20 protein-coding genes are annotated in these 23425 nt (G+C 64.3%); 7 read left to right on the forward strand and 13 right to left on the reverse strand.

Annotated features, from left to right (window positions below; all coding sequences use genetic code 11):
- Positions 1-129 precede the first annotated feature (129 nt).
- Genes LDN70_RS16715 through LDN70_RS16725 form a run of 3 tightly spaced genes read left to right on the forward strand, consistent with a single transcriptional unit; the run spans position 130 to position 4579 of the window.
- Positions 130-1377: an acetylxylan esterase gene (locus tag LDN70_RS16715; RefSeq protein ID WP_223940843.1), complete on the forward strand. Its 1248-nt coding sequence runs from the start codon at positions 130-132 to the stop codon at positions 1375-1377.
- Positions 1374-3437 carry a DUF6807 family protein gene (locus LDN70_RS16720; RefSeq protein ID WP_223940844.1) on the forward strand — a complete coding sequence of 688 codons (2064 nt, stop codon included), beginning with the start codon at positions 1374-1376 and terminating at the stop codon, positions 3435-3437. Before LDN70_RS16715 ends, LDN70_RS16720 begins: the two co-directional genes overlap by 4 nt.
- Positions 3434-4579 carry a M24 family metallopeptidase gene (locus LDN70_RS16725; RefSeq protein WP_223940845.1) on the forward strand — a complete coding sequence of 382 codons (1146 nt, stop codon included), beginning with the start codon at positions 3434-3436 and terminating at the stop codon, positions 4577-4579. Before LDN70_RS16720 ends, LDN70_RS16725 begins: the two co-directional genes overlap by 4 nt.
- Positions 4580-4655: 76 nt before the next feature.
- On the opposite strand, the gene LDN70_RS16730 is transcribed toward LDN70_RS16725, so the two are convergent.
- The 5 genes from LDN70_RS16730 to LDN70_RS16750 are packed head-to-tail and all read right to left on the reverse strand — an operon-like array spanning position 4656 to position 10600.
- Complete coding sequence (locus tag LDN70_RS16730) at positions 4656-6107, reverse strand: aldehyde dehydrogenase (NADP(+)) (protein ID WP_223940846.1); 1452 nt, start codon at positions 6105-6107, stop codon at positions 4656-4658.
- Positions 6088-7251 carry a mandelate racemase/muconate lactonizing enzyme family protein gene (locus LDN70_RS16735; protein WP_223940847.1) on the reverse strand — a complete coding sequence of 388 codons (1164 nt, stop codon included), beginning with the start codon at positions 7249-7251 and terminating at the stop codon, positions 6088-6090. Before LDN70_RS16735 ends, LDN70_RS16730 begins: the two co-directional genes overlap by 20 nt.
- Entirely contained in the window at positions 7251-8156 is a 906-nt protein-coding gene (locus LDN70_RS16740) for a 5-dehydro-4-deoxyglucarate dehydratase (RefSeq protein WP_166841815.1), read from the reverse strand. The genes LDN70_RS16735 and LDN70_RS16740 overlap by 1 nt, the downstream gene beginning before the upstream one ends.
- Positions 8153-9160 (reverse strand): NAD-dependent epimerase/dehydratase family protein, encoded by a 1008-nt coding sequence (locus tag LDN70_RS16745; protein WP_142938066.1) that lies wholly within the window; start codon positions 9158-9160, stop codon positions 8153-8155. Before LDN70_RS16745 ends, LDN70_RS16740 begins: the two co-directional genes overlap by 4 nt.
- 27 nt (positions 9161-9187) lie before the next feature.
- A complete protein-coding gene (locus LDN70_RS16750; RefSeq protein ID WP_223940848.1) occupies positions 9188-10600 on the reverse strand; it encodes a Gfo/Idh/MocA family protein in 1413 nt (470 codons plus the stop codon).
- Between the two features lie 180 nt (positions 10601-10780).
- Here LDN70_RS16750 and LDN70_RS16755 point away from each other — a divergent pair, with 180 nt between their 5' ends.
- Complete coding sequence (locus LDN70_RS16755) at positions 10781-11812, forward strand: LacI family DNA-binding transcriptional regulator (protein ID WP_166841818.1); 1032 nt, start codon at positions 10781-10783, stop codon at positions 11810-11812.
- Between the two features lie 16 nt (positions 11813-11828).
- Here LDN70_RS16755 and LDN70_RS16760 read toward each other — a convergent pair whose 3' ends face one another.
- Positions 11829-12527, reverse strand: a complete 699-nt coding sequence (locus LDN70_RS16760; protein ID WP_223940849.1) for a FadR/GntR family transcriptional regulator — start codon at positions 12525-12527, stop codon at positions 11829-11831.
- Between the two features lie 90 nt (positions 12528-12617).
- On the opposite strand from LDN70_RS16760, the gene LDN70_RS16765 reads away from it, so the two are divergent.
- Positions 12618-13949 (forward strand): alpha-hydroxy acid oxidase, encoded by a 1332-nt coding sequence (locus tag LDN70_RS16765; RefSeq protein WP_284705256.1) that lies wholly within the window; start codon positions 12618-12620, stop codon positions 13947-13949.
- A gap of 80 nt (positions 13950-14029) precedes the next feature.
- Here the strand turns inward: LDN70_RS16765 and gdhA are convergent, their stop codons facing one another.
- The 3 genes from gdhA to LDN70_RS16780 all read right to left on the reverse strand — a co-directional run bounded on the left by gdhA (position 14030) and on the right by LDN70_RS16780 (position 17495).
- On the reverse strand, positions 14030-15367 hold the full coding sequence (gene gdhA, locus LDN70_RS16770) for an NADP-specific glutamate dehydrogenase (RefSeq protein ID WP_142938061.1): 1338 nt from the start codon (positions 15365-15367) through the stop codon (positions 14030-14032).
- 207 nt (positions 15368-15574) lie between these two features.
- Positions 15575-16189: an ArsR/SmtB family transcription factor gene (locus LDN70_RS16775; RefSeq protein ID WP_223940850.1), complete on the reverse strand. Its 615-nt coding sequence runs from the start codon at positions 16187-16189 to the stop codon at positions 15575-15577.
- A gap of 79 nt (positions 16190-16268) precedes the next feature.
- Positions 16269-17495 (reverse strand): acetoin utilization protein AcuC, encoded by a 1227-nt coding sequence (locus tag LDN70_RS16780; protein ID WP_223940851.1) that lies wholly within the window; start codon positions 17493-17495, stop codon positions 16269-16271.
- Positions 17496-17597: 102 nt separating this feature from the next.
- Between LDN70_RS16780 and LDN70_RS16785 the strand changes: the two genes are divergently transcribed.
- Both LDN70_RS16785 and LDN70_RS16790 read left to right on the forward strand, forming a co-directional pair.
- A complete protein-coding gene (locus tag LDN70_RS16785) occupies positions 17598-19031 on the forward strand; it encodes a TrkH family potassium uptake protein (protein ID WP_142938058.1) in 1434 nt (477 codons plus the stop codon).
- A 40-nt stretch (positions 19032-19071) separates the two neighbouring features.
- Positions 19072-19710 (forward strand): potassium channel family protein, encoded by a 639-nt coding sequence (locus tag LDN70_RS16790; RefSeq protein ID WP_011775951.1) that lies wholly within the window; start codon positions 19072-19074, stop codon positions 19708-19710.
- Between the two features lie 69 nt (positions 19711-19779).
- On the opposite strand, the gene proC is transcribed toward LDN70_RS16790, so the two are convergent.
- From proC to LDN70_RS16810, 4 genes are all read right to left on the reverse strand, one after another.
- Positions 19780-20610, reverse strand: a complete 831-nt coding sequence (gene proC, locus LDN70_RS16795; protein ID WP_142938057.1) for a pyrroline-5-carboxylate reductase — start codon at positions 20608-20610, stop codon at positions 19780-19782.
- A 272-nt stretch (positions 20611-20882) separates the two neighbouring features.
- Positions 20883-21716, reverse strand: a complete 834-nt coding sequence (locus tag LDN70_RS16800) for a sugar phosphate isomerase/epimerase family protein (RefSeq protein ID WP_166841831.1) — start codon at positions 21714-21716, stop codon at positions 20883-20885.
- Position 21717: 1 nt separating this feature from the next.
- Positions 21718-22842, reverse strand: coding sequence for a Ppx/GppA phosphatase family protein (locus LDN70_RS16805; RefSeq protein WP_142938055.1), 1125 nt, complete (start codon positions 22840-22842; stop codon positions 21718-21720).
- Positions 22843-22931: 89 nt separating this feature from the next.
- Positions 22932-23366, reverse strand: coding sequence for an SseB family protein (locus LDN70_RS16810; protein ID WP_142938054.1), 435 nt, complete (start codon positions 23364-23366; stop codon positions 22932-22934).
- Positions 23367-23425 lie beyond the last annotated feature (59 nt).

The following is a 23425-nucleotide window of genomic DNA, read 5'->3' on the forward strand; positions in this document are numbered from 1 at the left end:
TGAGAAAGCGTTTTCTTAGGAAACCGCCCCAACTTGTTTTTCCACGCTGACGAAGCCCGGCGTGCGCTGGAGCACACCTTCCGCATCGATAAGGCAGGACACTATTGTTCCCCACCGACTCCGCCTGCCATGACCACCGTTGACATGGCAGCATCCCCCACCCGACCCAGTGCACTTGCTGGTTACGAGGATTGGCCGGCCTATGCAGCCAAGCACCGATTCGCTGCCGAGCTCACCGCCGGCCCACCAGAAGCCAGACAACTTGCCGACACCCTTGGCGTGCCCGCCGTAATACCAGACATTGAGTACACAGTGCTTGCCGAATCGGAGCACGACGGCGTCATCACCTCGCATCTGCAGTGGCAGTTGGGTTTCGGCCCTGCCACATCCGCCTGGTTCGTACGACCCGCCGGGGCAACCGGCCCGCAGCCCGGACTGCTCGCCCTTCACTGCCATGGCGGAATCAAGGCATACGGCGCTGAGCGGCTGGTGCGGTTCGAACACAACCCGGAAGGCAACGAGGGCGGCACCTCCGCGGCGGTCGGCTCCGGTTTTTCGTCGCTTGCGTTGCCGCCCCTGGACGTCAGGGCAAAGCTCTACGGCGGCCGGGCACTCGCCACGTGGTTGGCCCGGCAGGGCTTTGCCGTCCTTGCGCACGATGCCTTCATGTGGGGCAGCCGACGCTTTGAACTCGATCCCCTTCCGTGGCGGACTGCCAACGCCGTCAACGGCCGGAAGGCACTATGGCGGGAGGCCGGCGTCGAACTTTCCGTGGCGGAACATTACGACGCCGCGGCGGCTTCCCACGAGGAAACCGTGGCGAAAGCCGCAACGCTGATCGGGACCACCGTGGCCGGGACCGTTGCGCATGACGACCTCGCGGCCCTGGGTGTCCTCGCGTCCCTGCCGGGCGTGGATAGGGATCGGCTCGGTTGCCTGGGATTCTCCGGCGGGGGCGGACGGGCGATGGTACTCGGTGCCCTGAGCCCGCTGATCCGCAGCTACGTGGTCACGTGCATGATGACCACCTTCGAGTCACTCCTGCCCTCATACTTGGACGCGCATTCCTGGTTACTGCACTCTCCGGGCCTGGCCGGGCTGGGTGACTGGCCGGACCTGGCCATCCGTTCCACTGCCGAAAAAGTGCTGGTCCAATACGCCCTGGATGACCCCCTGTTCCCGGAACGGGGTATGCGCGACGCGCACCAGCATCTAGTGGAGGGCATGCCCGCCCGCTACACCGGAAGTTTCTGGCAGGAACCACACGTCTTCACCCGGGCCATGCAGGACGAGGCCGCCGCGTTCCTCACCTCCGCATTGCAGCCCCGCCCCACCACCGCTACCCACGCACCTGACCCCGCTAGGACAGCCTCATGACACAACCCCTGACCGCCACCACCGAGCGCATTGCCCGGCTCCCGCGCATCGCGCTGGTGGGCGTGCACGGTTTCGGCGAACGGCACTTGGACAACCTCGGCAGGCTGAGTGCCAACGGCGTCTTGGAGTTGGTGGCCGTCGCCGATCCCCTGCCCCCGGCGGACGGAACGCTGGGCCCGGAGGTGAAGGTCTTCGCTTCCCTTGACGAGCTCCTGGCTGCAGGTACCAAACCGGACGTGGTCATCGTCTCCACCCCCATCCAAACCCACGCACCTCTTGCCCTCGCCGCCCTCAACGCAGGTGCCAACGTGTACTTGGAAAAACCGCCGGTGGCTTCCATGGCCCAATTCGAGGAGCTCATGGAGGCGGCTGCGAGCGCCGGCCGTCTGGTGCAGGTGGGTTTTCAGAGCCTGGGCTCGGAGGCTTTGCCCGCAATCGAGGCCGTGGTGGCATCCGGCGAGATCGGCGATGTCCGAGGCATCAGCGCTACCGGACTGTGGCTGCGGAACAAGGCGTACTTCAAGCGGTCACGATGGGCCGGCAAGCGGGGCCTCAACGGGACCGACGTGGTGGACGGAGTGGCCACCAATGCCTTGGCACATGCTGTGGCTACCGGTCTCCGGCTAGCTGGTGCGCGGACTGTGGCGGACGTTGATTCCGTGGAGACGGACTTGTACCGCGCCAACCACACCGAAAGCGACGACACGTCCGTGGTGCGGGTCCGGATTACGGGAAGTACTGTGCTGACGTGCGCCCTGACCCTGTGCGCGCCCGTGCAGTCCGCGCCGACGGTCACCATTGACGGGACTCTCGGTCAGCTCACCCTCTTCTACACGGAGGACCGCGTGGAGGTTACCTCCCCCCAAGGCACCCGGACGGAGACCTTTGGGCGGACCGACCTGCTGGAGAACCTGCTGGCCGCCCGCACGGAGCGGGATCTGCTCAGCCCGCTGTCCGGATCGGGTGCCTACGTTTCTGTCTTGGAGGCCATCCGCACAGCAGATGCTCCCCGGCTGATCCACCCGGAATTCATCACCTGGGAAGGTGAGGGTGACGCCGCCCACCCCGTGGTCCATGGCATCGAATCGCTGATCCGCCGGGCAGCCCTGGGGCAGGCCACGTTCGCGGAGCTTGGAGCGCCCTGGACCGTTTCCGACGAGCCCGCCCTGCAAGCCCATGAAACTCTGCACGTTAATGGCGTCCCTGTCGCTACCCTGCAGGACGGGACCCGGATCCGGCCTACGTCCTCCCCCCGCCCCTACCTCCACCCGGTGCGGACGCTGGCGGGAACCGTGGTCACGGACCACGTGCCAGAGGACCATGTGTGGCACCTCGGGGCGGGAGTGGCCCTCCAGGACGTGGACGGCATCAACTTCTGGGGCGGCCGGACCTACACCCGCGACGCCGGAGCGTACGTTTGGCGTAAGGATCACGGCAGGATCGTCACAGAGTCCGCGGAGCACAGTGAAGGACACAGGCGCGAACAGCTGAGCTGGATCGGCCCGGACGGCACACCCGTGCTCCGCGAACAGCGCGAGTGGCGCTGGTCCGCCGTCGGACATTCAACGTGGAAACTGACGCTGGACTTCACACTGGACTCAGCCACGGGACGTCCGGTGCTGCTGGGCAGCCCGGGCTCCAACGGGCGGCCGCAAGGTGGTTACGGCGGCTTCTTCTGGCGGCTCCCCAAGGTTGGCGACGCGACTATTTGGACACCGGACGCGCGGGGCGAGGACGCCGTACATGGCACCGTGGCGCCATGGCTGGCTTGGTCCGGAACGTTCGACGCCGGCACAGCCACCGCTACGCCCGTCACCGGCGTCCCCGGGCTGGGACGCCCGGCAACCCTCGTGTTCCTTGCCTCACCGCAGGCACCGGATCCGTGGTTCGTGCGGCACTCGGGGTACCCCGGGGTTGGGCTGTCCTTGGCCTGGGACACCCCGGTGACCGCCGAACCGGGAAAACCTGTCCACAGAACCGTCACCGTCCTCATCACGGACGGCTTCCTGGCCACACAAGACATTGAACAACTCATCACAACTTTGGGGGAACCGGCATGACCACGCCTACTCAATTCACGCCAGCTCTGACCGCAGTCACTGCGCGAAGCCAGCCCACTGCACCCGGCCCTCTGACTGCGCCCGGCAACGTCGCCGACCGTGCAGTGAAGCGCCGGCGGGTGTTGGACATCATGGACGCAGCGGGTCGCGACTCGCTGCTGCTGACATCCAACACAGCCCTTACCTGGTACTTGGACGGCAGCCGCGTGCACATCAGCCTGGCCGGCGACCCCATTGCCGCCCTCTTGGTGGACCGCACCGGTGATCACCTGGTCACGTTCAACAACGAGGCCGGCCGGATCGCAGCTGAAGAATTGCCCGAGGACGTCAGCCTTGACACGGTTCCCTGGCATGGCCAGTTGCAGGCCTTCGCGGCCGGGCTGGCCCTTGACGGCGACCCGTTGCTGGAAGCGGCTGTGACCGCTGAACTGCGTGCGGCCCGGCAGCAACTGCTTCCCGGCGAGACGGCCCGCTACGCCGAACTTTCCGCCGATGCTGCCGCCGCCATGACCGATGTCCTTGCTGCTGCGACGCCGGAAACCACGGAATTCCAGCTCGTCTCGGAGCTGGCCGCGCGGATCGTTTCGGTAGGAGCCGAGCCGCTGGTCCTCCTTTGCAACGGAGCGTCCCGCAGCGACTTCCGCCACCCCTTGGCCACGCACTCCCCCATCGGACGCCGCGCCATGGCTGTGGTCTGCGCCCGTCGGAACGGACTGGTTGCCAACGTTACCCGTTGGGTAGCATTCGACGCCGGCACTCCCCAGGAGCTCGATGCCGAGGCCCGCATCGCCGCAGTTGAGGCGGACATTCTCCGGGCGACGGTTCCCGGCGCCCGGCTCAATGAGATCTTCGCCGAGATCAAACTGGCATACCTCCGGCACGGCTTTGGCGAGGACCAGTGGACGCTTCACCACCAGGGCGGCCCGGCCGGCTATGCGGGGCGCGATCCCCGGGTCACCGCAGACGTTACGGATACCGTGGTGCTCAACCAGCCTTTCACGTGGAACCCGTCCGGCCCCGGTGTGAAGATCGAGGACACGGTGCTGCTCACTGAATCCGGCATGCGCGTCCTGACCGTCGACGAACGGTGGCCGACCACCCCAGTTGACGGCCGTCGTCGTCCGCTGACGCTGCGCCCGTAAGCAACCCGAAAGGGGCGGGGTCACCGTGTTGGTGACCCCGCCCCTTTCGTGTGCCCTACGGGTGCGGTAGCCGGGGTTAGCTGAGCGTGAGTACGCCGTCCACGCGCCGCGGGATGCCCAGCGGGTTGGCGTCATGCAAGGCAGGGTGCAGCACGCTTTCCGGGGCGTCCTGGTAAGCCACCGGACGCTGGAAGCGGCGCACAGCAGTAGCGCCCACCGAGGTGAACAGGGACGTCGTAGCCGGGTAGGGGCCACCGTGCTGCTGGGCCCAGTTCACGGCGACGCCCGTGGGCCAGCCATCGAACAGGACCCGCCCGGCCAGACCGCTGAGCTGCTCCACAAGGGCGGAGACATCCTCGCCCGGCTGGGCGTGCACCGTGCCCGTGAGGCTGCCAGGGACCTTCGCGAGTGCCGCGGAGAGTTCTTCCTGGTTGGCGTACTCAATGAGCAGCGTGGTGGGGCCGAAGCACTCCTCCAACAGTTCATCCGGGCGTGCCAACACGTTGGCGGCGCTGGTGGAGAACACCACGGGCGCGGCGCCGTCGGCCAGGCTGTCCTGCTGGACGGTGCCACTGACGACGGCGACACCCGGCTGGTCTGCGACGTTACGGAGCCCGTCCGGGTAGGCCTCTGCGATCCGCTCGGTCAACATGGCAGCGGTGGGCTTGTCCTTGCTGGCCTCGGCCAGGTGTGAAGCAAAGTCCGTGCCTTCGGGGATGAAGACCAGCCCGGGCTTGGTGCAGAACTGGCCGGCGCCCTGGGTGAAGGACCCAGCCAGACCGGCGGCGAGTTGCTGTCCTCGTTCCGCGAGGGCGTCCGCAGTGATGACTACGGGGTTGAGGCTGCCCAGCTCGCCGTAGAAAGGAATGGGCTCCGGCCGGGAGGACGCGAGATCGAACAACGCGCGCCCGCCCGGGATGGAGCCGGTGAAGCCGACGGCCTTAATGGCAGGATCCTGGACCAGTGCCGTGCCGGCCTCCCGGCCACTGACCAGGGCAAAGATTCCGTCCGGGGCTCCGGCCTTTGCCAGCGCTTCGGTGACGATCTCGGCGGTCCGCTGGGACAGGCGGAGGTGACCCGAGTGTGCCTTGACGATCACCGGGCAGCCAACGGCCAACGCGGACGCGGTGTCGCCGCCGGCCACGGAAAACGCAAACGGGAAGTTCGACGCCGAGAAAACGGCCACCGGACCAATCGGACGCAGGATGCGGCGAAGGTCGGGCTTGGGCGGAGTTGCCGTTGGGTCGGCGTGGTCGATGACGGCTTCGAGGTACGAGCCCTCAGTGATCACGTTGGCGAACAACCGCAGTTGCCCGCTGGTCCTCGCCACCTCACCTGTGAGCCGGACTGTGCCAAGGCTCGTCTCGGAATCGGCAATGGCCACCAGTTCGGTGACGTTGGCGTCCAAAGCGTCGGCGACGGCGGTCAGCCAGGCGGCGCGCTCGGCGTCGGAGGCCGCTGCGGTCACCTTTGCCGCCTCGGTAGCTGCCGCTGTAACGGCGGTCAGGTCAAGAGTTGCTGTACTCAATGCGGTTTCCTTTACTCTCAGGGGCGGAATGCTCTGGGGCTGCCGCCTCAGGTGCGTGCGGCCCTGCTGTGTGCGGCGTAGAGCTGAAGTCGAAGCCAAGCCCGCGAAGGCCGGACGAGGTGAGCCGGCTGTTGTGGATCCGGATCGGAGAAGGTCCTGCCAGGATGCCCAGCTGCTGGAACGAGGCATCCTCCACGTCTTCAACGCTCACGGCCTCAGCCAGGGTGAGGGCCAACTGTCCGGAGAGTTCCGGAAGAAGGTGCGGAGCAACCCGGATGCTGTTGGCCCGTGCCAGTTCAACAATTCTCCGGAAGGGGGTAATACCACCCACCCGGACGATGTTGGGCTGGATGATGTCCACCGCTTCGGCCTCGATGAAGTCGCGGAAGCGGTAGATGGTGTGGACGTTCTCGCCCAGGGCAATGGGCACCGGGGAGTGCTTGCGCAGGCGGCGGTAGGCCCACAGGTCATCGGCACGGATCGGCTCCTCCAACCACTCCAGTCCGTACTCCCCCAAGATATCCAATGCACGGAACGTGTGGGCCAGGTCCCAGCGCTGGTTGGCGTCGATCATGAGCAGCCGGTCCGGGCCGATCACCTGGCGGACGGCAGCAACGCGCTCGGCGTCTTCCCGAAGCTCGGGCTTGCCCACTTTGATCTTCACCGCGTTGTGTCCCGCAGCAACCCAGCGCTGCGCCTGCTCCACCAGCTGCTCCAAGGTGTAGTGCAGGTTCACTCCGGAGCCGTACACCTCCACGGATTCCTGGCGCTGGCCCAAAAGCCCCGTGACGGACGTCCCGGCCTGCCGCGCCTTCAGGTCCCACAGCGCCAGGTCCACGCCGGCCATCGCGATGGTGGTCAGTCCTCCCCCGCCAACCTCGTGAAGCCTCTTCCAGAGTTGGTCCCACACGATCTCCGGATTCGCTTCCAAACCCAGGATGAACGGGGCGATGTCGTGATCCAGCAGGGCCTTCACCGCATGGGGACCAATGGTGGGTGTCCACGAGAAGCCGTGGCCCGCGCCGCCGTCGTCCGTGGTCAGCTCGGTGACAATCACATGGTTCTCCGGCGCCTCCACGCCCCAGCTGCGCAGCAGCGGGACCGTGATCAGCCGGGTGGAGAGGCCCGTGATGCGGGCGGGCATCAGCGGCCGGCCAGCTCGTGGCCCTTGGCCAGGATGGACTTGAGCTCCAAGAGCTGTTCCTCGCTGGGGTCCACCAGCGGTGGGCGGACCGGACCGACAGGAAGCCCGGCGAGGCGCAAGCCAGCCTTGATCAATGAGACGCCGAAGCCAGGAGTCTGGTCGCGGAGCCGGACCAGCGGCGCGTAGAAACCTTCAAGGAGCGCGTGGCGGCGCTCCTCGTCACCGGACACATAGGCGTCGTAGTACGCCTTGGCGATTTCGGGGGCCATGGCGAAAGCAGCCGAGGAATACAGCGGGATGCCGAGGCCGCGGTAGGCGCCCTGGGTCAGTTCCGCCGTGAGGAGGCCGTTGAAGAGTGCGAAGTCGGTGCGACCGCTGGCGTTGATGGCCGACACGATTTCCTGGGCCAGGCCCACATCGCCGATCCCGTCCTTAAATCCAACAACCTTGGGGTTGGCCGTCAGGCGGGTGATGGCCTCGGCGGTGAACTTGGCAGTCCCACGGTGGTACACGATCACCGGCAGGCTACTCGCGGCCGCGATGGCTTCGACGTAAGCCACCACGCCATCGGTAGGCCCAGTCACCAGATACGGCGGGAGCACCAGAAGGGCGTCCGCACCGGCTTCCTCAGCAACCTTGGCTGCAGCGATCGCGTGACCCAGCGGACCACCCGCACCGGAAACCACCGGCACCGCTCCCGCAACGGCCTCGACGGCGGCGGTCACCACCGTGCGGATCTCATCCAGGGAGAGCGCATGGAATTCACCGGTGCCGCAAGCAGGGAACACGCCGCCCGGGCCGAACGGAAGCCGGGAAGTGATGTGCTCCTTCAACAGGGCAACGTCCACGCTGCCGTCCTCGGCGAAGGGTGTGACGGGGAAGAACAGTACGCCGTCGAAGTTCATGGGGTCTCCTTTGTTGCTCCCGCTGCCACCAGGCGCGCGGGATTCTCGTCATTGAGTGCTGCTTGTTGGTTCTCTTGGTCAGACGCGGTGTCGGCGCCTTGGTAGGGAGGCGTGAGTTCGCTGCGCCACGAGCGCTTGGGCTCCCACCCCAGCAATTCCCGGGCCTTACTAATGGAAAACGCCGGACTGGTGCCGGAAAGGTGCCCGGTGATGGGACCGCTACCCGGCAAAAACCGCGGGAAGAGCTCTGCCAGCGGAGCCGTGGCCAGGGCATCCTTCGCGCCAACGAAGAACACCTCGCCGTTGGGGATCGAGTCCATCTTGTCCAGGAGCACATCCAGGAAATCGGCTACGTCCCGGGCGTCAACATAGTTGAACTGGGCCGGAGCGGACAGCGCAGGATCATCCAGGCGCTCGCGGACAGTGTGTCCCTGCTGCGTCAGCGCACCTTCCCATTCCTCCGGCGAGATGACGTAGCACGGGCGGAATGCCGCATAACGGATCTTCTCGCCCTGCGCGGCCGCGAACATCTGCACGGTTTGCTCGGCGATCAGTTTGGACAGCGCATAGGCGTTCCACGGCTTGGGCGGCGTCTGCTCGTCCAAGGGGAACGACGGCGGCAGCCACCCGGCCGGTGAACCGTAGCCCAGGGCGGTGGGGCTGGACGCCGTCACGATCTTCGGGACACCGGCGTCAGTGGCCGCACTGACAACCGCAAAGGCGAGCCGGGTGTTCGTGCTGAAAATGACGTCCTCGGGCGCGCTGAAAGGTACCGCAATAGCAGCGAGGTGGATGACGGCGTCGGGCGCTGTTTCGCGGATGAGCCGCTCCGCCTCCCCCGGCGCCAGCAGATCTGCGGTGTATTGCTCGGCTCCGGGCGGCAAGTGCTCTGCCGGAATGGCATCCCGGTCAACCGAAATCACGGTGTGGCCGGCCTGGGCCAGTCCGGCCACCACGCTGCGGCCCAACCGGCCGGAACCGCCGGTGACAAAAATCCTGCTCATGTGCGTTTCCTGGTTTCTGTTGGCTGGTCAGTCCTGGCCGCGGCTGAGGTCGGCGCCGAGGCCAAGTTCGCTGATACGGACGGGAAGATCGGTGTCCAGTGACTTGTTGCCCGCGATGCCCACCGACACGGACCGGAGCCCATCGATGTAGCCGGACGGGCGGCCCAGCGGGTCAATGCCGGGACCGTTGAAGAGGTCCGAGAGCAGCAGATTGTCGCCGCCACCATGGCCACCCTCGCCGTTGATGATCGGAACTTCGTACGCAGCTTCCCAGTGGCGCTGGACCACCAGGCGTTCACCGTTTCGGCGCACTGCGTCTTCTTCTTCGATGGGTGTGGCGCTGGGGTCCACCACGGTCTTTTTATCGGTGCTGGATTCGACGGCGGCACGTTCCACCACTTCGAGCTCAGCCCGGCCTTCGGTGCCGTTGACGGTGACGCGGTAACCTTCCCACGGGCTGTGGGCGTTCAGGGAGTAGCTCAGCGTCGGGCCGCCCTGGTAGTCAACCACCAGGGCGAGGTTGTCCTCGATGGTGATGCCCTCGGTGAAGACGTCCTGATCGCGGATGTAGCCGTCAAACTTTTCGTTGTCGTAGTACAGGGCCTTCAGGCGCTCGTCGTCGCGCATGTCCAAGCGGAAGGGATCGTGCTCAAGGCCATCAACGGTGCCGCGCTCCGGACGGGCTCCCAGGCCACGTTCGGCTGCATTCTTGTCGCCGTAGAAGCGCAGGCCACCGGAGGCAAACACGCGCTCCGGAACATCGTTGATCCACCAGTTGACCAGGTCGAAGTGGTGCGAAGCCTTGTGAATGAGCAGGCCGCCGGAGTTCTTCTTCTCGCGGTGCCAGCGGCGGAAGTAGTCAGCGCCGTGCACGGTATCCAGCACCCAGCTGAAGTCGACGGACGTTACCTTCCCGATCACGCCGTTCTGGATAACTTCTTTCAACGCACTGTTGCGCGGCGAGTAGCGGTAGTTGAACGTGACCACCACGTTGCGGCCCGTCTTGGCCACTGCGTCGGTGATCCGGCGGCAGCCCTCAACGTCGATGGTGAGCGGCTTTTCCACCACGACGTCGGCACCCGCCTCAAGTGCCTCCACGATGTAGTCCGCGTGGGTGTAGTCGGGCGTAGTGACGATCACCCGCTCAATGCCGTTTGCCCGGATGAAGCTGGTGAGTTGGCCAGGTTCGAAGGATGCCACCGGCTCCGTTCCGCCCAGTTCCTTGATGAGGTCCTGGTAGAAGTCCACCCGGCCTTGGTTGACATCGGAAAGCGCAATAAGTTCAGCGACGTCCGAGTGCTGCCCGTAGATGGCCCGGATGTACATCTCTGAGCGGCCACCGGTGCCAATGAGCGCTATCCGGGTTCGGTGGGGGCCTTCAGTCTGGGCTGCGGGTGCGGCAGATGCGGTCTGGGTCTCAGCTGAGTCGACGTTGACCATATTGAATGCCCCTTTCAAAAGGCAGGAGTGAACCGCTTGACGGCCCGGCTTCGTATGGGAAGAATCATGAGAAAGCGTTTTCTCAGAGCGTTATAAGCTTTGTATCAAGACTCTGGTGGTCACGTCAACCACTGCTCCAACGACGGAGCATGCGGGAGGCGACCAATGGGAAGGGGCCACATGGCACGCAGGAACACCAACAGGCGCGTTGGCATTGCCGATGTCGCAGAGAAGGCGGGCGTCTCGCACGCCACCGTGTCACGCGTCATGAACGGTAACGCCGCCGTGGACCCCGGCATTGCCGCACGGGTCAGGGCCGCCGCTGTTGAATTGAAGTACCAGCCCAATCCGGTGGGGCGCAGCCTGGCCCTCGGAAAAACTGACACCATTGGGATCGTAGTTCCGGACCTGGCCAACCCCACGTTTCAGGCAATCCTCCGTGGACTCAGCATCGCCGCGGCCCAGGACGGGTACCGCGTCCTCATTGCTGATTCCTCGGAAGTTACCAGCGAAGAAGCCATCCTTGCCGGCGAGGCCCGACGCCGCTGCGATGGCGTAGTGCTCTGCGCCCCCCGCATGAGCGATGCGGAGCTGGAAGAACTAGCGCCCACCCTGCACCCACTGGTGCTGATCAACCGCACCACCATTGCCACCAACACGCCGAGCCTGAGCGTGGATTACGGGCAAGGCATCCAGGAACTGGCCCACCACCTGGTATCACTCGGGCACCGCCGCCTGGTGTTCCTCTCCGGCCCGGAGCACAGCGCATCCAACCGCCAGCGCCTTGTTGGCCTGGACCAATTCCGGACAGAACACCCGGAAATCGAGCTGCAGATGCTCTATGGTGGCTCCAACTTCGACTCCGGCCACGAATCCACCGAGGCCATCATCGCCAGCGGCGCCACCGGAATCCTGGCCTTCAATGACCTGGTGGCCATGGGCCTGCTCAGCGGCTTGCACGAGCGCGGCGTCCGCGTTCCGGAGGACATTTCCGTGACCGGCTTCGATGACATCCCGTTCGCCAAATACACCACGCCCCCGTTGACCACGGCAGCTGTGCCCATCAACGAGCTCGGAAGCCTGGCCTGGCGGAGGATGCGCGAACAGATACAACAGGCGGGCGAAACTGCCACCCAGGCGCAGGATGAGTTCTCACCCCGGGTGGAGATCCGCAAGAGCACCGCGGCGCCCGCACTCACGCCCGCCTCCTAAAACAACGCGGGGCACTCTACTTCGGCGATGGGTTGGAGCCCACTCCCGCCTCTTTGTAGAAGCCCTGGATGTGCGCTGCAACAAGCTCAGCCGCCTTGCCGCCGTCGTGAATGTTCACGGCGGCGAGGATGGCACGGTGTTCGGAGCGAAGCCTTGCGCAGGTTGTTTCCCAGTCCGGGAGGTGTCCCGTCAGCTCACTTGCATAGTTCTCGATCGCACCCCGGAGCGAGGCCATCATCGCGCTGACCACCGAGTTTCCCGCGGCCTGAGCCAAGGCCACATGGAACCGGGCATCAAGGGCCAGGAAAGTGTCGATGTCAGGCGCCGTATCCATCTCATCCAGGAGCGCAGCCGCTTCCTCCAGCTCCGGCACGCCCACCTTAGCCCGTTCCGCAGCCCAGGATTCAAGCAGGACGCGGGTCTCCACAATGTCCGCTACCGGGAGATGGCGCGTAGCAACATGAAGCCTTAGCGTGGACCCCAGAGCCGACCCCGGCTCGGCGATCACCACCGTGCCGGCGTCCTTACCCGACCCCACACCGGCACGGACCACGCCCATTGCCTCAAGGATCCTGACAGCCTCTCGCACCGAGGTCCGGGAAACCTGCAGTTGTTCGGCCATGGCGCGCTCACCCGGCAGCCGTCCCCCCAGGGCGAGGTCTCCGTCAGACAGCTGCTTCTCGATCCATTGCAGGACCAACTCGTGGGTACGCATACCGGAATACTAGTTGATGTGGTCCAACCACATGGATTACAGTGTGGTTAGACCACAGTGGTAGGACCACAGAATTCAAGGGAGAACCGCATGACCGACACCCTCGACCCCAAGATCACGGCTGCGCCAGCCAATGCTGGTAGCGACGAAACCGTGACCCGTCCCGCACAGCCGCGACCCGCCGTCGCGCTTCCACCGGCACTGAAGCGCCGCGTACCCAAGGTCTCCGATCTGGCGCCGCTGATGCAGTTCAAGAAGCCCGAATTCAGCAAGACCGCCCGCCTGAAGCGTGCCAGCACCATCTGGGAACTGCGCGAGATCGCCAAGCGCCGCACCCCGCAGGCGCCTTTCGATTACACCGACGGTGCTGCCGAAGAAGAAATCACTCTCCGCCGTGCACGCCAGGCGTTCCAGGACATAGAGTTCCGGCCCGGCATCCTCCGCGACGTCTCGAAGATTGATCTCCGTACGGACATCCTGGGCAAAGAATCACGCCTTCCGTTCGGCATCGCACCCACGGGGTTCACGCGCATGATGCAGTCCGAAGGCGAATATGCAGGCTCCCAGGCAGCAGAAGCCGCCGGAATTCCGTACACCCTGTCCACCATGGGCACGGCGTCCATTGAAGACGTGGCCACCGCTGCCCCCAACGGCCGGAACTGGTTCCAGTTGTACCTGTGGACGGACCGGGCCCGTTCCCTGGAACTGATCGAGCGCGCCGCCAAGGCCGGCAATGACACCCTCATGGTCACCGTGGACACCGCCGTTGCCGGCGCCCGTCTCCGCGATGTCCGCAACGGCATGACCATCCCGCCGGCACTGACCATCAAGACCGTGCTGGACGCCTCGTACCGCCCGGCCTGGTGGTTCAACTTCCTCACCCACGAGCCACTGACATTCGCCTCGCTCTCCCGGTACACGGGCACCGTTGCTGACCTCATCAACTCCATGTTCGACCCCACCCTGACCTACGAGGACCTGGACTGGCTCCGCGAAACGTGGAAGGGCAAGCTGGTGGTCAAGGGCATTCAGACCGTGGAGGACGCCCGCAAGGTTGTGGATCACGGTGCCGACGGCATCATCCTGTCCAACCACGGCGGACGCCAACTGGACCGCGCCCCCATTCCGTTCCACCTGCTCCCGGACGTTACCGCAGCGCTGAAGGCGGACAACAGCAAGGCCGCGGTCATGCTGGATACGGGCATCATGAGCGGAGCAGACATTGTGGCAGCCCTGGCACTGGGCGCCGACTTCGCACTGATCGGCCGCGCCTACCTCTACGGCCTGATGGCCGGTGGACGTGAGGGCGTGGACCGCACCATCCAGATCCTGGAGAAGGACATGACCCGCACCATGGCGCTGCTGGGCGTCAGCAAGGTGGCGGACCTGAACCCGGACCACGTGCGGCTACTCCAGCGCTGACCGTCACCCATGTAAGTAGCAGCAGAGCGCGTTTTGAGGGCTCAAAACGCGCTCTGCTGCTATTCAGTTGGGTAAAAGTGTTAGATCAGACCTTGGGCGAGCATCGCGTCGGCTACCTTGACGAAGCCACCGATGTTGGCGCCCACCACATAGTTTCCGGGCGCACCGTATTCGTCCGCGGTTTGGGCGCAGCGATCATGGATGCCCACCATGATCTCCGTGAGCCGCTGCTCCGTGTGCTCAAAGGACCAGGAGTCACGGCTGGCATTCTGCTGCATTTCCAAGGCAGATGTAGCCACACCACCGGCATTGGCTGCCTTGCCCGGACCGAACAGGATCCCGGCGTCTTGGAACACGGAGACGGCAGAACGTGTGGACGGCATGTTGGCACCCTCAGCCACGGCGATCAGTCCGTTGCTCACCAACTTGGCCGCAGCGTCGCCGTCGAGTTCGTTCTGCGTTGCGCAGGGCAAGGCCACGGTGCCGTTCACGTCCCACACAGAACCACCGGCAACATGACTGGCGCCCGGCCGGCGTGCGGCGTAGTCCGTGAGGCGACCACGCTCCACTTCCTTGATCTGGCTTAGAAGCGCGACGTCGATCCCGGCTTCGTCCACGATGTAGCCAGCGGAGTCCGAACACGCCACCACATTGGCACCAAGGGATTGCGCCTTGGCGATTGCATGGATGGCCACATTGCCCGAGCCAGACACCACAACGCGCTGTCCGTCGAAGGACTGTCCACGGGTTTTGAGCATCTCCTGGGCGAAAATCACCGTACCGTAGCCGGTGGCTTCGGGACGCACCAGGGAACCGCCCCATGAGATGCCTTTGCCCGTGAGGACGCCGGATTCATAGCGGTTGGTGATGCGCTTGTACTGGCCGAAGAGGTAGCCGATTTCGCGCCCACCCACACCGATGTCGCCGGCCGGGACGTCGGTGTACTCGCCGATGTGACGGTACAGCTCGGTCATGAAGGACTGGCAGAACCGCATGATCTCAGCGTCGGAACGCCCGCGGGGATCGAAGTCCGAGCCACCCTTGCCACCGCCGATGGGCATGCCGGTGAGCGCGTTCTTGAAAATCTGCTCGAAGCCGAGGAACTTCACAATTCCCAGGTACACCGAGGGATGGAACCGGAGCCCACCCTTGTACGGGCCGAGGGCGGAGTTGAACTCCACACGGAACCCGCGGTTTACGTGGACGCGGCCGGCATCATCGGTCCAGGGCACACGGAAGATGATCTGGCGCTCCGGTTCGCACAGGCGTTCCAGAACGGCACCTTCAAGGAACTCAGGGTGACGATCGTGCACAGGGCCGAGGCTTTCAAAGACCTCAGTGACGGCCTGGTGGAATTCCTTCTCCCCCGGGTTCCGCGCCAACACAGTGTCGCGGACAGCTTCGAGCCTTGAATCCATGCGTCTTCCTATCCTCAGTGGGCCGGCCAGCGGCGAGACGATCAGTCCCGCTCATGGTTGCACCGAGGGAGGTGGGATCTCCACCCGGAGGCAATGTGACCCGGATCGCGGAGTTAACACAACTGTAGAAAATCGTTGAAAACTCAAGGAAACATTAGATTAACAAAAACTCACAATGTGATAAGTATCACGTTAAGTCGGGTTCAACTATCGCTTACGGCCGAACTTGGGAAGGTTAGGCAGGTTCGGAAGATTCGCCAAAAGATCAGCGGCCTTAGTGGCAGCGCGGCCAACGGTTCGGCCGATCTGTTGGGGCACAGTATCGTCCGAGGACGGATCCAACGTGACCGGCGTTCCGCTCGCGTGAACCTTGACAGCTTGGCCTACGGCGTCCGCTCGGGTAGGCGGGACCTCCGGAGCGGGGGCACCAACGGCTGAAGACTCAGCGGCCGCCGGCTCGGCGGAAGGCTCAGAGGCCGGCACCGCTACGGCCGGCACTGCTGCGGCCGGCACAGCTGCGGCCGGCACCTCCGAAGGTGCGACGACGGCGGGCGCCGGGGTGCCGACGTCGAACGTTTCCAGCCAGCTGGCGACGCCGGCCAGCGGCTTGGGATTCAGGGCATAGAAACGCTTCTGGCCCTGCGCGCGCATGCTGACGAGATCTGCCTCACGGAGCACTTTCAAATGCTTGGAAATGGTGGGCTGGCTCGCAGCCAGTTCTTCCACCAATTCGCCTACAGCTTTATCCCCAGAGCGGAGGGAGACCAGGATGTCGCGCCTGGTTGCCTCAGCTATGACGGCAAATACGTCGTCAGTCACCATGCCTTACACCCTAGCGACATATACGCCAATTGGCATCCCTGTTTCGTGGCGCTACAGGCCCTAGCCAGACCGGCACCGCTCAGTCGAACCAGGGATCCAGGCCGTAGAGGGGGAAGATCTCCTTGCGCGTGGCAATAACGGTCCGGTCAACCTCATCCGCGGGATCGTAACCAACTTCCCAGGAGCGCCACCAGACGTCCACGTCATCGCCCATCGACTCCGGAGCCCACACGCCGTACGTTTCCTTCACGTAATTCCGCCACGCTTCCGGCACGGGTGTTTTCAGCGGCACCGGCCGTTGGGTCACCATGCCGATCAGATGGCTCCAGGATCGGGGCACAACGCCGGTGACGTCGTAGCCGCCTCCGCCGGTAGCGATCCAGCGGTTGTCGCAATAGCGGGCGGCGAGGCCGGCGACGGCGGAGGCCGCCTCACGCTGCCCATCAACGCTGAGGTTGAGGTGCGTCAGGGGGTCGTCCCGGTGGGAATCGCAGCCGTGCTGGCTGACGATGACTTCTGGTTGGAACGCCCCAACAAGCTGTGGCACCACCGCATGGAAAGCCCGGAGCCAGGCAGCGTCGCCGGTGAAGGCGGGAAGTGCCACGTTGACCGCTGTCCCAGGGGCATTTGGGCCTCCGGTTTCATTGGCAAAGCCGGTTCCCGGGAAAAGGGTGAGCCCGGTTTCGTGCAGGCTGATGGTCATCACGCGGGGGTCGTTCCAGAAAATGCTCTGCGTGCCGTCGCCGTGGTGGGCGTCGACGTCGATGCTCACCACCCGTTGCACGCCGCCGTCGAGCAGCCGTTGGATGGCCAGCGCGACGTCGTTGTAAACACAAAAGCCACTGGCCCGCTCGCGCGCTGCGTGGTGCATTCCGCCGCTGAAGTTCACAGCGCGCACGGCCTGGCCGCTAAGGATGGCCTCAGCCGCTACCAGTGAACCGCCCGCGAGGCGGGCACTGGCCTCGTGCATGCCAGCGAACGCGGGATCGTCCTCCGTTCCCAGTCCGCGCTCCTCCTCAGGAGCGAGGGGATCAGCACTGACCCGGCGTACAGCCTCCACATATTCGCGGCTATGGACGGAAAAAAGTTCGACGTCGGTGGCCACCTTGGGTGCCTGAACGGCCACATGGTTGTGGTTGAACAGGCCCAGTGATTCGGCGAGCCGCGCTGTCAGCTCAAGCCGCTGCGGCGCCATGGGATGACCCGGACCAAAGTTGTAGGCAGTCATGGCTGCATCCCACACCACCGTCGTTGGCAGTGCGGAGCGCGTAATGCTGGAAGCTGTTGTTCCAAGCCTTGAGTTCATCCAGAACAGGCTACCTGAGCCCGGAGTACCCTTCCGCCCGGTTACGCCGCGGGAATAGTGGTTTACTACTCAGGAAAGCTTGTTCAACCGAGGAAGAGCGCCATGTCTCAAAGCCAGTCGCGGTCCACGAGCCCGACCAACTGGCAACCCAACCAGCAGGAGCGGGAAGGTCTCTGGATCTTCACGCGCGTGCGCGACTTCGTCGACAACATTGCCAACACCTCGCCCGCGCGTTTGGCGTTGACCGTCTTTGCCGTGGTGATCCTGGTTTTCACCGGGTTGTTGTCCTTGCCCGCCGCTTCAGCGGCCGGCACGGTCACGCCTCTGCACCAGTCCATGTTCACGGCGGTTTCCGCTGTCTGCGTCACCGGGCTCACTGTAGTTTCAACCGCCACTCACTGGACCTTCTTCGGTCAGCTGGTCATCCTGATCGGCATCTTCGTTGGTGGCCTCGGCACCTTGACGCTGGCCTCCCTGCTTGCCCTCATGGTCAGCAAACGGCTGGGCGTGCGCGGCAAGCTCATCGCACAGGAAGCCATGAACAACGCGGGCAGGCTCGGCGAGGTGGGTACCCTGCTCCGGATCGTCATCGTAACGTCAGTGGTGATTGAGGCCGTTCTGGCCATCGTGCTGATCCCCCGCTTCATGGTGCTTGGCGAGAGCTTCTGGCAATCGGTGTGGCACGGCGTTTTTTACTCGATTTCCGCGTTCAACAACGCTGGATTCACGCCGCACTCCGATGGCATCGTCCCTTACGAGACAGATCTTTGGATCCTCATTCCGCTGATGCTGGGCGTCTTCCTCGGCAGCCTTGGCTTCCCCGTGGTGATGGTGCTGCAGCAGAACGGGCTCAACTGGAAGAAGTGGAACCTCCACACCAAGCTCACCATCCAGGTCTCCTTCATCCTGCTCGCGGCAGGCACGGTCCTGTGGGCGTTGATGGAGTGGGACAACGTACGGACCATCGGCCACATGAGCATGGGCGACAAAGTGATCCATTCCTTGTTCGCCTCCGTGATGACCCGTTCCGGCGGCTTCAACCTGGTGGATCAAAACCACATGGAGTCCACCACCATGCTCCTCACCGATGCCCTCATGTTTGCCGGTGGCGGATCCGCGTCCACCGCAGGCGGCATCAAGGTGACAACCATCGCGGTGATGTTCCTGGCCATCATGGCTGAAGCGCGCGGCGACGCCGACGTTAAGGTCTACGGACGCACTATTCCCCAAGGAACCATGCGCGTGGCGATCTCCGTGATCGTGGCCGGAGCCACCCTGGTCTCAGTTGCCGCTTTCCTGTTGCTCTCCATCAGCGGCGCCTCCCTGGACAGGGTGCTCTTCGAATCCATATCCGCCTTCGCCACCGTGGGACTGAGCACTAACCTCAGTGCCGAGCTGCCGCCGTCGGGCGTATATGTCCTGACCGCCCTCATGTTCGCAGGACGCGTAGGCACCGTAACCCTGGCGGCCGGGTTGGCCCTTCGCCAACGCAGCCAGCTGTACCACTACCCGGAAGAGAGGCCAATCATTGGCTAGTAGCACAGGGGCAGCAAACCGCCCCGCCCACAACTCACCAGTGCTGGTCATTGGCCTCGGCCGTTTCGGCTCCGCCACCGCAGAGCAACTGGTCAAGCAGGGCCGTGAAGTCCTGGCTATTGAGCGTGACCGCACCCTCGTCCAGAAGTGGGCCCCTGTCCTCACTCACGTGGTGGAAGCCGACGCCACCAACATCGATGCGCTGCGCCAGTTGGGCGCCCAGGAATTCAGTTCGGCGGTGGTGGGTGTTGGTACGTCCATCGAGTCCTCGGTGCTCATCACCGTGAACTTGGTGGACCTGGGCATTCAACACCTGTGGGTCAAGGCCATCACGCCCTCGCACGGCAAGATCCTCACCCGGATCGGCGCCAACCACGTGATCTACCCGGAGGCCGACGCCGGTGTCCGTGCAGCACACCTGGTGTCCGGCCGCATGCTGGACTTCATCGAGTTTGACGACGACTACGCAATCGTCAAGATGTACCCGCCCAAGGAGACCGTGGGCTTCACCTTGGAAGAATCCAAAGTCCGCTCGAAGTACGGCGTGACGATCGTAGGTGTAAAAACTCCGGGCGAGGACTTCACCTACGCCCGCCCGGAAACCAAGGTGTCCGGCCACGACATGTTGATCGTGTCCGGACACGTGGACTTGCTGGAGCGCTTCGCGGCGCGGCCATAATCCAGCTGGAGTTTTGGTACAGCTAACGCCCTTTAGACGCTCTTTTAGGGGCGTTATCTGTACAAAAAATCAGCCGAGCTGCTTGGTGATTTCAGCTGCACGGGCCGCTGCCGCGCGTGCACCGTCAGCGATGATCTTGGGGATGCCGCCGTCGTCGAAGGCCGCAATGGCGCGCTCGGTGGTGCCGTTGGGGCTGGTGACGGCGACCCTCAGCTGTGTGGGGTCCGCTCCCGGCTCAGCCAACATGAAACCCGCGCCTGCCACCGTTTCGCGGGCGAGCATCACGGACAGTTCCTGGTCCAGGCCAAGTTCGACGCCGGCAGCAGCCATGGCCTCAGCCAGATAGAAAGCGTAGGCCGGCCCGGAGCCGCTGATAGCAGAGAGCGCATCCACTTGCTCTTCAGGAATCTCCACCACTGTTCCCGCCCCGGCGAACGCCGTCTTGGCCCTTTCGAGCTGCTCAGATGTGCAATGGGTACCTGGGGAGACGGAGATGACCCCACGACCCAGCCGTGCGGGGGTGTTGGGCATGGTGCGGATCACCGGCTGCCCATCCGGCAATGCCGCTTCAAGCTGTTCGATGGAGACGGCAGCCGCGACGCTGACAACGATCGTGTCCTTCGCCAGCGCGGGGCCGATCTCCCGGGCCAGGTCAAGGATGCCCACCGGCTTGACGCCCAGGATGACCATGCCCGAGCCCTTGGTGGCCAGCTTGTTGTTGTCCGGCTCTTCCTCGCCTGCAATGGCCATGACCCCGTGGCGCTGGGCCAATTCATCGGCGCGTTCTGCACGGCGCACGGTAGCGACGATGTCCGAAGGGTCCGTCCCGGCGGCGACAAGGCCTCCCAGAATTGCCTCGTTCATGGATCCACAGCCAAGGAATGCGATTCGGTTGCTCATGGCTCCATCATTGCAGTTGGCCGTGGACGGGGTCTAACGAATGCCGGATTCCCAGCTTGCTCCCAAGGTTATTGCAGGCAGCACTCATGCTTGGTCCGTAACTTAGTAGTTACCTCATTGAGGGTGCGAGTGATGAAGGCGGGCATGGGGATGTCCGCCAGCAGCACCGGTGGCCGGGCGGGTTTTCCCCCATTTCCCGATTCGGCCGCCGGTGCTTTCGCTTTTAACACAGCGTTCCAGCGTCGGGCGCCGGGTCCAGCGCCCGACGCCGGCTAGTTGTCTACGCTGCGCAGCGACGGCACGCTGAGGTGCTGCCGGGCGAAACGCAACGTTTCAGCCAGCATTTCCTCACGTTCCCCCGCAACCTTGGCCTTGCGGGTGGAAATCTCCGCTACTACTACGCCGTCAAAACCGGTGGCGGCCAGGTGCTGCAAGGCATCGGCGCATTGTTGCGTTCCAGTGCCAGGCACCAGATGCTCGTCCTTGCCCGAACCCGAGCCATCGGTGAGATGGACGTGCCGGAGCTTGTTCCCGAGCGCTTTGATGGCTTCCAAACTGTTGGCCCCGGCAGTGGCAGCGTGCGAGAAGTCCCACGTGACGTCGTCGTAATCCTGGCCCAACGGGTCCCAGTGCGGTAGGTAGGCCACCGCCTCACGCCCACGGACCCGCCACGGGTACATGTTCTCCACGGCGATCCGAACGCGGTACCTCGCAGCGATTTCACGCACGCCTTCTACGAAGTTCTCCGCGTAATTGGACTGCCACCGGAACGGCGGGTGAACCACCACGGTGTCGCAGCCGACATCCGCGGCCATTTGGCAGGACTTTTCGATCTTGTTCCACGCCGTGCCCCAAACCTGCTGCGTCAACAGCAAAGTAGGCGCGTGGATGGAGACGATCTCCTGGTGGTACCGGTGGCTCAGCTGGATCAGGGCATCGGGGTTTTGGCTCACCGCATTGTTGGTGACCATCACCTCAACGCCCTCGTAGCCCAGATCCTGCGCCACGGCGAAGGCGTCATGGACGCTCAGGGGATACACGGACGCGCTGGACAGCGCCACGGGGATTTGGCGGGCATTCACTTCAGGTTCGACGTCGTTGCTCATCTCAGGAGGCCAGCCCGCCTGCCACAGGGGCTGGGACCGGTGTTGGGGACGGTGTGTTGACAGGGACCGGGAATTCTTTGAACCCCGGGTGGGGTTCTTCATCTTTTTCAGGAGCCTTGCCGGCTTCCTTTGCTGCCTTCTTCTTTGACTTATCCTTCTTACGCTTCCCCACGTGCGGCGCCGGGTCCAATGCTTCCTCAAAGACCAACTGGTCCAGGCGGCGCAGGATCAGGCCCTCGCGGAGGGCCCAGGGGCAAATTTCCATCTTGGGGAATTCGAAGAGTTCCAGCGCCGCTTCAGCCACCAAGGCTCCCGCCAGCAATTGACGGGCCCGGGCGTCGGAAACGCCGGGAAGGTACAACCGGTCCTCCACTGTCATGGCCGAAATCCGTTGCGCCCACAGTCCCAGATCTGCTGCGTGGAGTTCGCGCTTAACGTACGGTCCTGCCCCGCTGGGGGCTGCACCGGCGATGCGCGCCAACGACCGGAACGTTTTGGACGTGCCAGCCACCAAGTTGGCCCGGCCCAGCTCGTGGAAGTCCCGGACCACGGGCTTCAACGTGGACCGGATATACCGGCGCAGTTCCTTGACGCTCTTGGCAGTAGGCGGATCGTCGTGGAGCCAGTCCCGCGTCAAACGGCTGGCACCAAGGGGAACTGACGTGGCGTGCTCAGGAAGTTCGTCCGTTCCATACGCCATTTCGAACGAGCCGCCCCCGATGTCCAGGTCAAGAATGGGACCTGCGCCCCATCCGTACCAACGGCGTACGGCGAAGAACGTCATGGAGGCTTCTTCGCTGCCCGTAAGTTCCTGGAGGGTCACCGTGGTTTCGTGCTTGACCCGGGCCAGAACCTCGGGGCCATTGGTTGCTTCCCGAATGGCCGAGGTACAGAACGCAAGGAGGTCCTCGGCCTTATGCCTGGCCGCGAACTCCCAGGCCTCCAGGACGAATTCAATGAGCTCGTGCTGTCCGGCGTCGTTGATGTTGCCGTCACCGTCGAGGTACTGCACCAGAGAAAGCGGGCGCTTGTGGGAAGCGAAAGCTACCGGACGCGCGCCAGGGTGAGCGTCCACCAGCAGTAGGTGGACGGTGTTGGACCCGATGTCGAGAACGCCAAGACGCATTCTGCCATTATTCACCGATTCGAAGCCTGCGAAGCAACTTAGCCAAGACGTTTCGCCGGTCGATTGGTTCCCGACAGCTTGGGCGGGCCCTATTCGGCGGGCTCCCCGGCTTCGTCGGCGCGCTTGAAGTCGCGGCGAATGTTGGCAATGCCCTCGGGATCGATTTCGAAGCCGAATTCGCTCCCGGGGTTGATGACCATGCCCAGTTCGTCCCCGATGTTGCCCAGGATGGCAGAGCCCATGGTGCCCAGAACGTGCGGGGCTGCCTCGAGGAAGCGGTCATCGACGCGGCTCGGGTGGCTGAAGACGGCCAAAACAGGCTGGCCGTCGGCGTTCGAGAGCACCAAGGGCTCCACCGATGAGTCCGGGCCGTCCACAGCTTCCGAGCTGACGAGGTAAACCTCGTTGTTCAGGAAAGCGAGGATGACGTCCACCGGGTTAGCGTCCGGCTGTTCGGCCGAGGCCAGCTTGGCCTCGAGGTCGTTCAAGGGTTCACTATCCGGTGAAACGGTCTGTTCAGTCATGGTTCTACTCGACCACGATGCCGGCCGGGACGCAATTCGTGAGTGCTGCCCCGGCCGTC

Source organism: Arthrobacter sp. StoSoilB22 (assembly GCF_019977315.1).
Classification (GTDB): domain Bacteria; phylum Actinomycetota; class Actinomycetes; order Actinomycetales; family Micrococcaceae; genus Arthrobacter.